Consider the following 15,542-nt stretch of genomic DNA (forward strand, 5'->3'; position numbering starts at 1 on the left):
ACCCACCTCCGCTCAGCGCCACCTATCGCCTCCAGTCTCTGATTCGAGCTTGCAGGTGACCGGCGGTCAGGCGGATTTCTCTTAAAGCTTCGCCTCCCACTTGGGCAGCGACGGCTTCTCTGTGCCGATGGTCGTGCTCTCCCCGTGCCCCGTGCGCACCACCGTCTCCTCGGGCAGCACCAGCAGGCGCTCGCGGATCGACGCGACGATCGTGCCGTAGTCCGAGTACGACCGGCCCGTCGCCCCCGGCCCGCCCTGGAACAGGGTGTCGCCAGTGAAGACGGTGCCGAGGTCCGGCGCGTAGAAGCACGTCGAGCCGGGGGAGTGGCCGGGGGTGTGCACGGCGGTCAGCACCGTGCCGGCCACCTCGAAGGTGTCGCCGTCGGCGATCTCGCGATCGGGGGAGCCGTCGGGGTAGACGGCGTCCCAGAGCATCCGGTCGGCGGGGTTGAGGTACACCGGGGCGCCGACCAGGTCGCGGAACTCCCCGACGGCGCGGATGTGGTCGTCATGCCCGTGGGTGAGCAGCACCGCCGTCACGGTGCGGCCAGCCACGGCGTCGGCCACCGCCCGGGCGTCGTGGGCGGGGTCGATGACGATCACCTCGCTGTCGTCCCCGACGAGCCAGACGTTGTTGTCCACGTCCCAGGTTCCGCCGTCGAGCGAGAACGTCCCGGAGGTCACGAGGTTGTCGACACGGGCCACCATGGCAGGTCCCTTCTAAAAGCGGTGAGCGGGGTCAGTACGTCACGACGGACCGGAGCACGGTGCCGTCGTGGATCTTGCCGAACGCGGCCTCGATCTGGTCGGCCGAGATCGTCTCGGTGACGAACTTGTCCAGCGGCAGGCGGCCCTGGAGGTAGAGGTCGATGAGCATGGGGAAGTCACGCTCGGGCAGGCAGTCGCCGTACCAGGAGGACTTCAGCGCCCCGCCGCGGCCGAAGACGTCGATGAGCGGGAGGTTGAGCTCGAACTTAGGGTGCGGGACGCCGACGAGGACCACCCGTCCGGCCAGGTCGCGGCCGTAGAACGCCTGGCGGTAGGTATCCGGGCGGCCGACAGCGTCGATGACGACGTCGGCGCCGAAGCCGTTGGTGCGCTCCTGGATCGCCGCGACGACCTCGTCCTCGGACATCCCGGAGGTGTTGATCGTGTGGGTGGCGCCGAACTGCTTGGCGCCCTCGAGCTTGGCGTCGGCGATGTCCAGGGCGATGATCGTCGTCGCCCCGGCCAGCTTCGCGCCGGCGATGGCGGCGTCGCCGACGCCGCCGCAGCCGATGACCGCGACGGACTCGCCGCGGCGCACCTCGCCGGTGTTGATCGCCGCGCCGATGCCCGCCATGACGCCGCAGCCGAGCAGGCCGGCGACCTCGGGCTGGGCGGCCTCGTCGACCTTGGTGCACTGGCGCTCGTGGACGATCGTCTTCTCGATGAAGGCGCCGATGCCCAGGGCCGGGGTCAGCTCGGTGCCGTCGGTCAGCGTCATCTTCTTGCTGGCGTTGGAGGTGTTGAAGCAGTACTGCAGCTGGCCGCGCTTGCAGGCTCGGCACTCCCCGCAGATGGCACGCCAGTTCAGGATCACGTAGTCGCCGACCTGGACGTGCGTGACGCCCTCGCCGACGGCGGAGACGCTGCCGGCGGCCTCGTGGCCCAGCAGGAAGGGGAACTCGTCGTTGATGCCGCCGTCGCGGTAGGAGAGGTCGGTGTGGCAGACCCCGCAGGCCTGGATGTCGACGATGACGTCGCCCGGGCCCGGGTCGGGCACCACGACGTCGACGATCTCCACCTCGGCGCCCTCGCTGCGGGCAATGGCTCCCTTGACGGTGTACGGCATCGTTCCCCCTTCGGTGCGGTGGCCGGCACGTTTCGACCCGGCACCGTCCAACCTAAGCCATCCCACACGCCGGGTCTCGACCGCTCCCGCTGGGCGGGCGGTGGCCGTGAACCGTGGTCGGTGAGGGCCCTTCGTGGAACGCCCTCGGGGCGCTCAGGCCACCCGGACCGGCCCGACAATGTCGAGCAGCTCCGAGAAGTGCTCCAGGTGGTGGTCCGCCCCCGCCTTCGCAAGGATCGCCGCCGCCTGGTAGCCCGCGCCCACCCCGATGGCGACGTACCCGGCGGTCCGCGCGCACTCGATGTCGTAGGCGGTGTCGCCCACGTAGTAGGCCCGGCGTCCCAGCGGGCGCAGCGCCGCCAGCCGGGCGGCCTTGTCCCGCACCGAGGTGTGGACGTGGTCGAAGACGCCCCGCAGGCCGGTGTGCTCGACGTCGTAGCGCATGGCCGCCCGGTTCGCCGCCGTCACGACCCCGGTGACGACGCCCGCCGTCCGCAGGACCCTCAGCGTGTCAGCGACCCCGGCGCGCAGCGGAGCCGACGTCTGCATCTCGACGTTCCACGCCGCCTCGACGGCCTCGAGGTGGTCCTCCGGCACGCCGAGGTTCCGCAGCCAGGTGCGCATCGGGAGGGTGAAGGAGCGCTGGAACCCCGGTCGGTCCAGCGCGGGGAGTCCGTGCTCGGCGGTGGCGGCGTTGATCGCGGCCAGCGCCCGATCGAGGTCGTCCATGACGGTGCCGTTCCAGTCCACGAGGACCAGCGAGCGGGCCGGTGCGGGCATGTGAGAGCTCCTTTGCGACGAAGGACAAGAAGCCCTCACTGAAGCGGAGTTTCATGAACGGCCGGGACCTGAAATGTTCTTTCACGGTTCACCTGGGGGGCGGTTGGCGTTCACAACCCCTGCCTAGCGTCCTTGCCGTGACCAGCGAGAACACCGTAACCGGGGCCGATGTGCGAGAGCGGGTGCGGTCTCACCTCCCCGCCTTCTCGCCCGCCGAGCGGCGCGTCGCGGACGTCTTCCTCGCGGACCCGCTCGGGGTCATCGACCTCTCGGTCACCCAGCTCGCCGCCCGCGCGGGATCCTCCCCCGCGAGCGTGGTGCGCATGTGCACCTCCATCGGGCTGCGCGGCTTCCAGGACCTCAAGACCCGGGTGGCGCTGGCGCACGTGCCCGCCGCGCCTGTCGACGCCCTGGTCGCCGGCGAGCCCCAGGACGCCCACCGCGCCACGGTCGCCGTGCTCCGCGACACGGCCGCCGCGCTGGAGTCGGCCGCCGCGGTGCTCGACCCGGCGGCGGTCAACGACCTGGTCGACGGCCTGCTCGCCGCCCGCCGCATCCAGCTCGGCGCCGTCGGCACCTCGGCCCCGGTGGCCGCCGACGCGGCCTACCGCCTGACCACCCTTGGCCTGGACGCCACCTTCGTCACCGACGTCCACGCCCAGCACGTCTCCGCCCGGATGCTCGGCCCCGGCGCGGTGTTCCTCGCCGTCAGCCACACCGGCTCGACGTTCGAGACCCTGGCGGCCGCCCGGGCCGCCAAGGCCGCCGGCGCGCGGGTCTACGTCATCACGTCCTTCGCCAGCTCCCCGCTCACCGAGATCGCGGACGTGGCCATCGTCGCCGGCAGCGCCGAGACGAAGGTCCGCGTGGAGGCGCTCACCAGCCGCCTGGTCCACCTGACGGTGCTGGACGCCATCTTCCTCGTCCTCAAGCAGCGCGTCGCCGGCGCCGAGGAGCACCTGCAGGCCACCTCCGAGGTCCTGACCGAGCACCGCTTCTAGCGACGTCCCGGACCTCCCCGCCCCCTCCAGCCCAAGAGATGAGAGACATGCACGGAATCGTTCGTGGACCCGATCGCCGCGGGATGCGCGGCGTGATGGTGTCCAACGGCCACGACGTCGTCCGCACCGACGACGACGGCGCCTTCCGCCTGCCCGACCGCGGCCGCTTCGTGTTCCTCACCCGCCCCGCCGGCTTCACGGCCTCGCCGTGGTGGCAGCCCGCCGGGCCCGACCCCCTCACGTTCGACCTCGACCTCCATCCCCAGGCGCTGCCCTTCGCGTTCGTCCACCTCAGCGACACCCACGTCTCCGTCCCCGGCGGCATGGCGGTGGGCAGCCAGCGCAGCGAGCACGCCCTGTACCCCGAGGGCGGGCTGGCCGGGCAGCTGGGCGACTTCCTCACCGCGCTGCCCGAGGTCGCCCCGGACGTCCAGGCGGTCTTCCTCACCGGCGACCTCGTCGACCACGGCCTGCCCGACGAGTACGCCGCGCTGATGGAGGTGCTCGGCGCCAGCCCCGCGCCGGTGCACACGATCCCGGGCAACCACGACCACATGAACGGCGGTCACGAGAACGTCCTCACCGCCCACAACTACCTCACCAACACCGGCGACCCCGCCGAGTACGAGCGCCACCTGGGCCCGCGCTGGTACAGCTTCGACGTGCCGGGGCTGCACGTGGTGGCCATGGACTGGCACACCCACGAGCTCGGCCTCGACGACGCCGCCCAGGAGGCGTGGCTGCGCGCGGACCTCGCGCAGGTCCCCGAGCACACGCCGTGGGCGCTGCTCTTCCACGACCAGCCCGGCCGCTACGTCCTCGACGCCGCCCCGCGCCCGCCCGTGGCCACCTTCTCCGGGCACTGGCACACCTCCCGGGTGGTGGAGGTCGACGGCGTCCTGCACGTCAACACCCCGCCGGCCCTCTTCGCCGGCCTGGACTACTCCCCGCCGTCGTGGCGCAAGGTCACCTGGGACGGTGAGCGCTTCACGCTCGACACCATCGCCCTGCACGCCCCGGCACGGTCGGAGGCGGCGGGCGCGCTGCGCAAGGCCACCATCGCCGCCACGCCGCGTCCCGGGACGGCGGCTGTCGGACGGTCCGGCGCGGGTGTCACGGCGTGGCAGACCTTCCTGGCCGGGGCCGGGCACCGCCAGGGCGTCAGCGTCGCGGGGGACCGGCTCTTCGCCGGCTCCCAGATCGAGGACGCCCCCGCCGGCGCGGTCCAGGCCCTGGACGCGCGCACTGGCGAGGTGCTGTGGACGGCCCGCACCGCCGCGGCGGTGAAGGTGAGTCCCGCCGTCGTCGGCGACCTCGTGGTGGCCGCCGAGGTCACCGGGGACGTCGCCGCCTACCGGGCCGAGACCGGCGAGCCGGTGTGGCGCCGCCCCTCCTCCGACCCGCTGCGCCGGTTCGCCTGGGGCGCCCCCACCCCCGCCGGCCAGAGCGTCGTGGTGGGGGACCAGGCGGACCTGCGCCGCCTGGACGCCCGCACCGGCGAGGTGCTCTGGCGCCGCACCGACCTGGCCCCGCACCACAACCTCGTCAACCACGCCGCGCCGCTGGTGGTCGGCGACCTCGTCGCGATCGGCTGGTGGCCCAGCCCGCAGTACCCCCGCGGGCTCGACCTGGCCACCGGCGCGGACCGGTGGCCCGCCGAGGCCGCCGCCTCGCTTGCCGACTTCCCCGAGGCCAAGCGGCTGCTCGTGATGGGGACCGCCGCCTTCGACCCGGCGACCGACGCGGTGCTCATGCCCGGCTACGCGGCGACCATCAGCGTCGACGCCACCTCCGGCCGGCTGCGCTGGATCGCCCGCCACGAGGGCAGCTTCAGCCCCGCCGCCCCGCTGGTCACCGACGCGGGCGTGGTCGTCACCGTGGGCGGGCGCGGGCTGCGCCTGCTCGACCCCGAGGACGGCGGCACCCGGTGGGACCTCCCGGTCGCACCCGCGGCGCCCTTCCCGCTGCAGCCCTACGCCAAGACCGGCGGCACCGTCCTCGCCCCGCCGCTGCTCCTCGAGGACCGCCTGCTGCTGCCCGGCCTGGACGGCACGGTGCGCACGGTCTCCCTCGAGGGCACCGAGCTCGCCCGCCTCGACCTAGGCGTCCCGATCGCCGCCCCGCTGACCGACGCCGGCGAGCACGTCGTCGGCATCGGCGTGGACGGCGGCATCTTCGCCCTGGAGAAGGGAGACCTGTCATGACCCTCACCACCGCCCCCGCCCGCTCCCGGGCGGAGCGCCGGACGGCCAAGCCGCGCCCCACGGCGGCACCCCGCCCGGCGGCGGCGCCCCGCCGGCGCCGGCTCGCCCCGGCCCTCATGGTGACGCCGGCCCTGGTGCTCGCCTTCGTCTTCGTGCTCCTGCCCGCCGTGCTCTCCTTCGTCGGCAGCTTCTTCCGCATCCCGCTCACCGGCGGGCCGTGGGAGTTCGTAGGGTTGGGCAACTACACCGCGCTCCTCGGCGACACGCGGGCCCGCACCGCCATCACCAACACCGCGGTCTACTCCGTCATCACCATCGTGCCGTCCCTGGCGATCGGCCTGGCCCTCGCCCTGGCGACCGACGCCCTCACCCGGGGCAAGGCGCTCGCCCGGACGCTGCTGTTCCTGCCGATGACCGCCAATCTCGTGGCGATGGCCGTGACCTTCAAGTGGATCTTCGACCTGCGCGGCGGCTTCGCCAACCAGCTGCTCGGCCTGGTCGGCCTCGCCCCGGTCAACTGGCTGGGCAGCACCGAAACCTCGCTGCTCACCGTGGCGCTCGTGGGCGTCTGGCGCACGGCGTCGTTCACGATGATGATCTTCTTCGCCGGCCTGACCACCATCCCGGGCACCATGAACGAGGCCGCCCGCATGGAGGGCATCACCGGCTGGACCAAGCTGACCAAGATCACGCTGCCGGCCATGCGGCCCTCGGTGATCTTCGCCGTCGTCATGGCGATCCTGCAGTCCGTCCAGGCCTTCGACACCGTCCGGGTCATGACCGACGGCGGCCCGCGCTACTCCTCCGAGCTGATCCAGACCCTGACCTGGCGCTACGGCTTCGAGTACTTCAACCTCGGCGCGGCCTCGGCGCTGAACTTCCTCCTGCTGGTCGCCCTGCTCGCCGTCGGCGTGTGGCAGCGCAAGGCCCTGCTGGGCGGTGAGGACCGATGAGCCGCACCCGCCGCCCCGCGCGATGGGCGTTCCTGGCCGTCGCCGTCGTCGTCGCGCTCTTCCCGTTCTACTGGATGCTGCGCACCTCGGTGGCCCCGGCGGACGAGGTCTTCTTCGACGGCATCTCGTTCCTCCCGCAGAACCCCACCCTCACCGGGTACGCCCGCGCCTGGACCCAGGGCAACCTCGGTCAGGCCATGGGCGTGGGCGTGATCGTCACCCTGGGGATCCTGGCGCTGCAGCTGCTCACCGTGGTGCCGGCCGCCTTCGTCCTGGCCAAGCACCGGCGGCGGTGGACCGGCAAGGCCTTCGGCTTCGTGCTGCTGTGCCTGCTCGTGCCCACGCAGGTCACGATGATCCCGCTGTTCATCGGGCTGAACCAGGCCGGGCTGGCGGACACCCTCGCCTCCCTCATCCTGCCCTTCTCCACCTCGGTGCTGGGGATCTTCATGATCCGCCAGCAGATGATGGCCATCCCCGACGCCCTGATGGAGGCGGCGGCCATGGACGGGCTCGGCCCGGTCCGCACGCTCCTGGGCGTCGCCGTCCCCATGGCCCGCCCCGGCATCGCGGCCTTCAGCGTCTACTCGATCTTCGTCCACTGGAACGACTACATGTGGCCGCTGCTCGTGGCCCGCAGCCCCGAGCTGTCCACCCCGCCGCTGGCGCTGGCCATCTTCCAGGACGCGGCCACCGGCTTCGACTACGGCGCGCTCGCGGCCGGCGCCACCCTCGTGACCCTGCCGATCGTGCTGCTCTTCCTCGTCGCGCAGAAGCAGTTCGTCCGCGGCATGAGCGGCACCGAGGTCACCGGCTGACGCCGTCACGCACCTTTCCCAGACCTGCCCGTTTCCCCCTCCCACACAGAAATGAGTTCACCATGCCCACGACCCGTCGCCGTCCCCTCGTCATCGGCGCCACCCTCACCGCCCTCGCCCTGACCCTGGCTGCCTGCTCCGCCGCGGAGAGCGACGAGCCGGCCGCGGCGGTCGCCACGGCGGCCGACGTCAACCAGTGCGACGCCGACGGCACCACGCTGACCGTCACCTACAACGCGCTGGCCACCGAGCCCATGGAGCACGCCGTGGCCAAGCTCAAGGAGAAGCACCCCGGGCTGGAGGTCGACGAGCAGCTCAGCGCCTCCACCAGCTACCCCGAGCTCACCCAGCAGATCGTCGCCGACATCGCCGTGGGCAAGCGGCCCGACCTCATCATGACCGGCCTCGGCCAGCTGCCCTTCTGGGTCTCGGAGTACAACCCCACCGAGTTCGACACCAGCGTGCTGGCCGACACCTACCAGAAGCAGTTCCTCGGCGCGGGCACGATCGACGGCAAGGTCTACCTCGCCCCGGCGCAGATCTCCGCCCCGGCCATGGCCGTCAACCAGGACCTCCTCGACGCCGCCGGCGCCGGCAAGGCCGAGGACATCACCACCTACGAGGACCTGCTCGAGGTCGCGAAGAAGGTCACCGACCACACCGGCAAGCCGTCGGTGTCCATCCCGCCGCAGGGCCTGCCCGAGTGGTTCTCCCAGGGCCTGATCCAGAACTCCGGCGGCACGCTGGTGGCCGAGGACGGCAGCGCCGCGTTCGGCGACGAGACCGGGGTGGCCGCGCTGGACATCTGGTCCGAGCTTGCCCGCCAGGGCCTGGAGGCCGGCCTGCCGCACACCTCCGACGCGCTCAACGCCTTCGGCACCGGCGACCTGGCCGTCTCCATGATCACCACCTCCAACATCGCCGCCCTCAAGGAGTCCATCGGCAACGGCTTCGCGTGGATGCCCATCCACCTGCCCAGCGTCGACGGCGAGAGCGGCCGCCCGCTCCCGGCCGGCGGCAACGGGTGGATCGTGCTGTCCGAGGACGAGTGCCGCGCCGCCTTCGCCAGCGAGCTGGTCGGCGAGATCCTCAGCCCCGAGGCCGTCATGCTCGCCTCCGGCACCCAGCGCAGCTACATCCCGGTGGACACCGACGCGCGCGACGAGCTCCTCGCCTCCCCCGAGGCCACGCCCCAGATGGAGTTCGCCTGGCTCTTCGACACCGAGCTGACCCCGTGGGGCGGCTTCGACGGCGCGCACACCGCCGAGGTCAACGACGCGCTGCTGTACATGGTCGAGGACCTGCAGGCGGGCACCGAGACCCAGGCGGCGGTCGACCAGGCCGTGAGCACCATCAACTCCATCGTGGGGGCGAAGTGACGGCCGTCCAGATCGCCGGCGTCACCAAGCGGTTCGGCTCCGTCACCGCGCTGGACGACATCAGCCTGGACATCGAGGACGGCGAGAACGTCGCCATCCTGGGCCCGTCCGGCTCGGGCAAGTCCACCCTGCTGCGGGCGATCGCGGGCCTGGAGGAGGTCGACGACGGCGAGATCCGCTTCGGCGGCGTCCTCCAGAACGGCGTCGCCCCCGAGCAGCGGGACGTCGCGATCGTCTTCCAGAGCTACGCCCTCTACCCGCACCTGACCTCCCGGGAGAACATCACCCTGGGGCTGCGGCACGGGAAGAAGCTCAACAAGGCCGACGCCGACGCCCGCGCGACCGACATCGCCACCCGCATGCAGGTCGAGCACCTGCTGGACCGCAAGCCGAAGCAGATGTCCGGCGGGCAGCGCCAGCGCATCGCCCTGGCGCGGGCGCTGGCCCGACGCAGCGGCATCGTGCTGCTCGACGAGCCGCTCTCCGGGCTCGACGCGCAGCTGCACGCCGCGCTGCGCGTCGAGATCGCCGGGCTGCTGCAGTCCGTGGGTGCCACCGGCATCAACGTCACGCACGACCAGGCCGACGCCATGGCCATGGCCTCGCGGATCGCGGTGATCAACAAGGGCCGCATCGAGCAGGTCGGCACGCCGGACGAGCTCTACCGGCGCCCCGAGACGCTGTTCGTGGCCGGGTTCGTCGGCACCCCGCCGATGAACCTGTTCGAGGTCGACGACGCCGACCGCGCCTCGGCGTTCGGCCGGCACGACGGCGCCGAGACGGGGCCCGTCACGCTGGGGGTGCGCCCCGAGCGGCTCCACCCCGGCGAGGGCGACCCGCACTCGCCCGAGGTGTGGCGGCTCTCCGGGCGGGTGGTGCTCATCGAGCCCACCGGGCGCGAGCGGGTGGTGCACGTCCAGCTCCCCGCGGGCGGCTCCTTCGCGGTGCTCCTGCCTGGCGACGCGGTTCCGGCCGTGGGGCAGCACCTCACCGCCTGGTGCGAGCGCGAGCACGTGCACGTGTACTCGCGCGCGACCCAGAAGCGGCTCGGCAACGCCCGCGAGCGCGGTGTGACGCTGCGAGAGGTGGCGCTCGCGGGGGTGTGAGGTCCGGGCGCCGAACGGCAGCCCGGGTGGTTCGGGTCCCGTGTGTCGGCGGGGCGCGGCCGGCGCCGCAGGAGGTGGGGGCCCTCCTGCGGCGCCCGCGCTTGTGCGGCGCGCATTCCGGACGCTGAGTGTCCCGGCCAGGCTTGCCGCACGCACTCCGGGGGCGCTCGTCTCGCCATGCGAACTCGTTGCTGCTCGAATCACGTGTCGCTCACAATGGGGCCTTCTCGGCGCAGGGGGACACCGGTCTTCGAGAAAGGTGCAGGGATGCGCAGCGACGCGCAGCAGAACCGTCTTCGTCTTGTCCGAGCCACGCGGGACCTCGTGGGGTGGGCCGACTCGCCGGACGTCACCGTCCGCGACATCGCCAAGACCGCGGGCGTCAGCCTGGCCACGCTGTACCGCCACTTCGACGGCCGTCAGGCGCTCATCGACGAGGTGTCCATCCTTCGGTGGAACCGCATGGCGGAGCTCTCGGGCCAGCGGCGTCCCGACGAGGAGCCCGTGGACCATGTCCTGCGGATCCTGGAGACCTACACGCGGATGACGACACGGGACCACCGGTTCATCCGCGGGGCCGGCATCGAGGTGGGCACCACCCCGGTGGAGCACATCCGCGCGGCCTTCGAGCCCAGGTTCGCCACCTCGTGGGTGGCCGCTCAGTCGGCAGGGCAGATCCGGCGCACCGCCGACCCCCGCGACGCCATCGACATGGCGGGCATGATCCGGGACTCCCAGCGGCGGGTGCCGATGCTGGCGATGCTCGCCGGCGGCATCTGCACCGACAAGGTGGACGTCGGCGCTTTCGCGGCCCGGGCGGTCTCGCGCCACTGGAAGTGAGAAGCACCTAGGGGCAACGTCTCACTTGTCCCTGCGGGGGCCGTGCGGGGTGCCAGCATCCCGGCCATGCCCGCCGATGTGTACGACGTCACCGCGCCCCCGGCGCTCCCCGAGGGGAGTGCCTGATGGACGCCCTCGTGTCCCTTGCCCTCTCGGTCGTGTCCCTCTTCGGGTTCTACGCCCTGCTGGCGCTCAGCCTCGGCATCATCTTCGGCCAGCTCGGCGTCGTGAACGTCGCCCACGGCGAGTTCGTCATGGTCGGCGCCTTCACGATGTACGCCCTCGACGGCATCCCGTTCGTGCTGCGGCTGGCCGTCGCGGTCGTCGTCGGGCTGGTGCTCGGCGTGCTGACCGAGCGGCTCGTGCTGGCGCAGCTGTATGCCCGCGGCTTCCTCGCCACCCTGCTGGCCATGTGGGGCGTCGCCATCGTGCTGCGCCAGGGTGCCGACGCCATCTTCGGCTCCACACCCGCCTCGGTCGCCGCCCCGGTCGGCGGCACGCTCAGCATCCTGGGCGTCAACTACCCCACGTACCGCCTGGTCGCCACTGCCGTCTGCCTCGCCGTCGTCGTCGCCGCGCTGCTGGTCATCTACCGGACCAGCTTCGGGCTGAACATCCGGGCCACCGTGGACAACCGGGAGATGGCGTCCCTGCTGGGCATCGCGCCGGCATTCATGATGACCGCCGGCTTCGCCGCCGGCACCGCGATCGCCGTCTTCGCCGGGGCGATCCAGAGCCCGATGCTCGGGGTGACGCCGATGGTCGGCGCCTCGTTCCTCGCGCCTGCTTTCTTCGCAGTTCTGCTCGGGCGGCCGGGATCGCTCCCTGGAGCCATCTTCGGCGCCTTCGTCGTCGCCGTGCTCAGCACGGTCCTGCGGACCTACCTCTCGGAGACGGCCGCCCAGCTCGTGCTCTTCGCCCTTCTGATTGTGCTCATCGCCGCCCGCCCCAACGGGCTGACCTGGAGGAAACCACAATGGCTCACCAAGTCCTCAGCACCCGCGACCGCGCCGGCGGGCGTGGCATGAGGCCCGCCCGCGCGGCACTCGCAACCGCCGTGGCCGCAAGCACGCTGCTCCTCGCCGCCTGCGGCGGCGCAGTGAAGGAGTCCGCCGAAGGCGCCTCCGAGGACACCCTCAAGATCGGCCTCATCGCCCCCACCACCGGCCCCGTGGTGCCCGAGGGCACCGCGCTCCAGCGCGGCTTCGAGCTCGGGATCGAGCGGATCAACGACGACGGCGGCGTCCTGGGCAAGCCCGTCGAGTTCGTCAAGGTCGACGACGAGGCGAACGTCTCGAAGTCCACCCAGCTCGCGCAGCGCCTCATCAACCAGGACCACGTCGACTTCCTCTTCGGCACGATCCCCGGCGACACGGCAGGTGCCGTCGCCAAGGTCTCGGACGAGGCCAAGGTGCCCTTCGCCACCGCGATCATGGGTGACGCCCCGTTCTGCGGGGACTACTTCTTCCCCTTCGGGGAGCCGGACCAGACCATGCTCGAGGGCATCGTGCCCCGCATGCTCGAGCAGTACGGCCCCAACGTCGCCCTCGTCGGCAACGACTACGTCTTCCCCCGCGGCTACAACGCCAAGGCCCGCGCCATGATCGAGAAGGCCGGCGGCAAGGTCGTCATGGAGGAGTACTCCCCGCTGGGTACCACCGACTGGCAGCCGGTGGTCGGCAAGATCGCCGGCGCCAAGCCGGACTGGATCCTCTCCGCCGTCGTGGGCGGGGACGCCGTCGCCCTGGTCACCCAGGCGGACCAGGCTGGTGTCCTGAAGGACACCGGCTTCACCGGGATCAGCCTGATCCAGGAGTTCTACCCGAGCCTGACGACCAAGACCGAGGGCATGGTCCTTAGTGGTCGCTACTCGGACCAGCTCGAGAACGCGGCGAACGCAGACTTCGTGAAGAAGTACCGGGACAGCTACGACTTCCAGGACCCGATCCCGTCCGTCGCGGCCAACGCCTACGAGGGTGTCCAGGCGATCGCCCGGGCGGTGAACGAGGCGGGCAGCACCGACGCCGACGCGGTGTCCAAGGCGCTCGCGCAGACCACGGTCGAGGACGGGGTGTTCGGGAAGGGCCACTTCACCGACGACCACCGGTTCGTCACCGAGATGTACAACTTCGAGATCCAGCCCGGTGGCGCCTACCTCCCGATCGAGGACCTCGGCGCCATGGACACCCTGCCGCCCAACGCCGCCTGCTCATGAGCCGCTCCCGTCCCTCCGCGCGCGTCGAGCGCCGCCACCTCGCCGGCCTCGCGCTGGCCGTGGTGGCGCTCGCCGCCGCGCCCTTCGTCCTGACCTCCTACCCGCTCTCGCTCCTGACGCTGTCGCTCGCCTACGGGCTGTTCGCGTTTGGGCTCGACCTCGCCTGGGGGCGGGCGGGCGTCATCAGCATCGGTCACGCCGCGTTCTTCGGGGTGGGCGCCTACGGCGTCGCGATCGCGACGGAGCGGGGGATCCCGCTGGCGCTCGCGATCCCGGTCACGCTCCTGCTCGCCGGGGCGCTGGCCCTGGCCATCGGGCTGGCCGGCCTGCGGCGGGGCACGTCGCCGTCGACGATGGCGGTCCTGACCCTTGCGCTGACGCTGGTCGCCGAGCAGGCGGCCCGCTCGTTGCTCAGCCTCACCAACGGCACCAACGGCCTGTTCGTCGAGTCTGGCGGCATCGTCGGCACCTACTACCGCACGGCCGTCGTGGTGCTGGTGGCGGTCACGGTGGTCTGGGTCGTGCTGCTGCGGGGTCGGTTCGGCCGGCGCCTCCTCGCGGTCCGCGTCAACGAGCCGCGCTCGGAGCACCTCGGCGTCGACCCGCGGCGGGTGAAGATCCAGGCCTTCGTCCTCAGCGCCACGGTGGCGGCGCTGGCCGGCGTGGTGGTCGCGCCCATCATCGGGCTCGTCTCGCCGGGGGTCGCGGGCGTCGTGATGTCGACGCAGGTGCTCGTGTTCCTGGCTGTGGGCGGGCGGGGCAACATCCTCGGCGCGTTCCTCGGGGCAGCACTGGTGACCATCGGGCAGGAGTACCTCGGCGCCGCGATCGGCAGCTGGTATCTGTTCGTCATCGGGGTCGTGTTCGTCCTCGTCGTGCGGTTCGCGCCGGGCGGCCTGGTTGGGCTCGTGACGTCGCGGCTCCGCCGGCCCGTCGGGGAGGAGGCTGCGCAGGGCGCCGTCATCGAGGCGCCGGCGCACCCTGCCGAGCAGCCTGCGGTCCCGGCCGGGGCCGCCGACGGGCGGCCCGCGATCGACGTCCGGGGGCTGGTGAAGCGCTTCGGCGCGATGTCGGTCATCCGCGGCGTGGACCTGACCATCGAGCGGGGCGAGGTGGTCTGCCTCATCGGCCCCAACGGCGCGGGCAAGACCACCCTGCTCAACCTCATCGCCGGCGACCTGGCGCCCACGGGCGGCGAGATCCACCTCAACGGTCAGGACGTCACCAGCTGGACCCCGCACCACCGCGCCCGGCTCGGGCTGGGGCGGCTGTTCCAGACGCCGAGCGTGTACCCGGAGCTCACGCCGGCGCAGAACCTCGCGCTCGCGCAGGCCGAGGCGCACCACCCGGTGACCCTGCCGGCCGAGCTCGCCCGCTTTACGGACGTGGACGACATGCTCACCAGCGATCTGTCGCTGGCCGACCAGCGCGCCCTCGAGCTGGCCCTGGTGATGGCGTGGGGCCCGGAGATCGTCCTGCTCGACGAGCCGGCCGCCGGGCTCTCCCACGAGGACTCGGTCCGCCTGGCCGAGACGCTGCGGGCCATCAACCGCGATCTCGGCTGCACCCTCGTCGTCGTCGAGCACGACATGGACATCGTGCGCCAGCTCGGCGACCGCGTCGTCGTCCTCGCCGACGGCCGGGTGCTGATGAGTGGGGACATGGACGAAGTGGCCAGCCATGACGAGGTGCGGGCCGCCTACATAGGAGCGGTGTGATGCTGCAGCTCGAGCACCTGACGGCCGGATACGGCAAGACGCGGATCGTCGACGACATCGACCTCGAGATCCCGGCGGGGGAGGTGGTCGCGCTCCTGGGCCGCAACGGCATGGGGAAGACCACCCTGCTGCGGAGCATGTTCGGACTGTGCGACGTCTTCTCCGGCAGCCTCACCATCGACCGGTCGCCCCTGCCGCTGGGGCGTCCGGAGGGGCTGGCACGGCATGGCCTCTCCTTCATGCCGGACGACCGCGGGGTCTTCCCCAACCTGACGGTCGAGGAGAACCTGCGGCTGGCGCGGCGCCGGAGCTACACCCCGCCGGTCGACATCTACGACGTCTTCCCGCTGCTCGCGGAACGCTCCCGGCAGCTGGCCGGTCAGTTCTCCGGCGGTCAGAAGCAGCAGCTCGGCCTCGCCCGGGCGATGCTCGCCGGCGAGCGGCTCATCGTCGTCGACGAGTTCTCCCAGGGGCTGCAGCCGTCGGTGGCGAAGGAGGCGCTGGAGGCGCTGCGCACCATCGCCGCCACCGGCGTGAGCGTCCTGATCGTGGAGCAGGGTCCCCAGCTGCCGCTCGCCTATGCCGACCGGATCCTCGGCATGGTCAAGGGCCGGCTCGTCTTCGACGAGCCGGTGCCGAAGCTGCGGGCCGACCCCGAACCGCTGACGAACCTGCTCGTCGTCGCCTGAACCGA

14 protein-coding genes are annotated in these 15,542 nt (G+C 72.0%); 11 read left to right on the top strand and 3 right to left on the bottom strand.

The window, feature by feature from the left end:
• Positions 1-81 precede the first annotated feature (81 nt).
• The 3 genes from GD970_RS05915 to GD970_RS05925 form a co-directional block, all read right to left on the bottom strand.
• On the bottom strand, positions 82-708 hold the full coding sequence (locus GD970_RS05915) for an MBL fold metallo-hydrolase (RefSeq protein ID WP_152201907.1): 627 nt from the start codon (positions 706-708) through the stop codon (positions 82-84).
• A gap of 31 nt (positions 709-739) precedes the next feature.
• A complete protein-coding gene (locus GD970_RS05920; protein ID WP_152201910.1) occupies positions 740-1,834 on the bottom strand; it encodes an S-(hydroxymethyl)mycothiol dehydrogenase in 1,095 nt (364 codons plus the stop codon).
• Positions 1,835-1,987: 153 nt separating this feature from the next.
• A complete protein-coding gene (locus GD970_RS05925; protein WP_152201912.1) occupies positions 1,988-2,614 on the bottom strand; it encodes an HAD family hydrolase in 627 nt (208 codons plus the stop codon).
• A gap of 137 nt (positions 2,615-2,751) precedes the next feature.
• On the opposite strand from GD970_RS05925, the gene GD970_RS05930 reads away from it, so the two are divergent.
• The 11 genes from GD970_RS05930 to GD970_RS05980 all read left to right on the top strand — a co-directional run bounded on the left by GD970_RS05930 (position 2,752) and on the right by GD970_RS05980 (position 15,537).
• Positions 2,752-3,615 carry a MurR/RpiR family transcriptional regulator gene (locus GD970_RS05930; RefSeq protein WP_211489639.1) on the top strand — a complete coding sequence of 288 codons (864 nt, stop codon included), beginning with the start codon at positions 2,752-2,754 and terminating at the stop codon, positions 3,613-3,615.
• A gap of 47 nt (positions 3,616-3,662) precedes the next feature.
• Positions 3,663-5,819, top strand: coding sequence for an outer membrane protein assembly factor BamB family protein (locus GD970_RS05935; protein ID WP_405002562.1), 2,157 nt, complete (start codon positions 3,663-3,665; stop codon positions 5,817-5,819).
• The gene (locus tag GD970_RS05940) at positions 5,816-6,772 is read left to right on the top strand and encodes a carbohydrate ABC transporter permease (protein ID WP_152201920.1); all 957 of its coding nucleotides are present in this window, start codon (positions 5,816-5,818) and stop codon (positions 6,770-6,772) included. Before GD970_RS05935 ends, GD970_RS05940 begins: the two co-directional genes overlap by 4 nt.
• On the top strand, positions 6,769-7,590 hold the full coding sequence (locus GD970_RS05945) for a carbohydrate ABC transporter permease (RefSeq protein WP_152201923.1): 822 nt from the start codon (positions 6,769-6,771) through the stop codon (positions 7,588-7,590). The genes GD970_RS05940 and GD970_RS05945 overlap by 4 nt, the downstream gene beginning before the upstream one ends.
• Before the next feature lie 62 nt (positions 7,591-7,652).
• The gene (locus GD970_RS05950; protein WP_152201926.1) at positions 7,653-8,969 is read left to right on the top strand and encodes an extracellular solute-binding protein; all 1,317 of its coding nucleotides are present in this window, start codon (positions 7,653-7,655) and stop codon (positions 8,967-8,969) included.
• On the top strand, positions 8,966-10,075 hold the full coding sequence (locus GD970_RS05955; RefSeq protein WP_170297143.1) for an ABC transporter ATP-binding protein: 1,110 nt from the start codon (positions 8,966-8,968) through the stop codon (positions 10,073-10,075). Before GD970_RS05950 ends, GD970_RS05955 begins: the two co-directional genes overlap by 4 nt.
• A gap of 267 nt (positions 10,076-10,342) precedes the next feature.
• Positions 10,343-10,915, top strand: a complete 573-nt coding sequence (locus GD970_RS05960) for a TetR/AcrR family transcriptional regulator (protein ID WP_170297144.1) — start codon at positions 10,343-10,345, stop codon at positions 10,913-10,915.
• Between the two features lie 125 nt (positions 10,916-11,040).
• Complete coding sequence (locus GD970_RS05965) at positions 11,041-11,943, top strand: branched-chain amino acid ABC transporter permease (protein WP_152201931.1); 903 nt, start codon at positions 11,041-11,043, stop codon at positions 11,941-11,943.
• Positions 11,892-13,130 (top strand): ABC transporter substrate-binding protein, encoded by a 1,239-nt coding sequence (locus tag GD970_RS05970; protein WP_152201933.1) that lies wholly within the window; start codon positions 11,892-11,894, stop codon positions 13,128-13,130. Before GD970_RS05965 ends, GD970_RS05970 begins: the two co-directional genes overlap by 52 nt.
• Positions 13,127-14,848: a branched-chain amino acid ABC transporter ATP-binding protein/permease gene (locus GD970_RS05975; protein ID WP_152201936.1), complete on the top strand. Its 1,722-nt coding sequence runs from the start codon at positions 13,127-13,129 to the stop codon at positions 14,846-14,848. Before GD970_RS05970 ends, GD970_RS05975 begins: the two co-directional genes overlap by 4 nt.
• Entirely contained in the window at positions 14,848-15,537 is a 690-nt protein-coding gene (locus GD970_RS05980; protein ID WP_152201939.1) for an ABC transporter ATP-binding protein, read from the top strand. Before GD970_RS05975 ends, GD970_RS05980 begins: the two co-directional genes overlap by 1 nt.
• Positions 15,538-15,542 lie beyond the last annotated feature (5 nt).

The sequence above is a fragment of the Georgenia thermotolerans genome (assembly GCF_009193185.1).
Lineage (GTDB): Bacteria > Actinomycetota > Actinomycetes > Actinomycetales > Actinomycetaceae > Georgenia > Georgenia thermotolerans.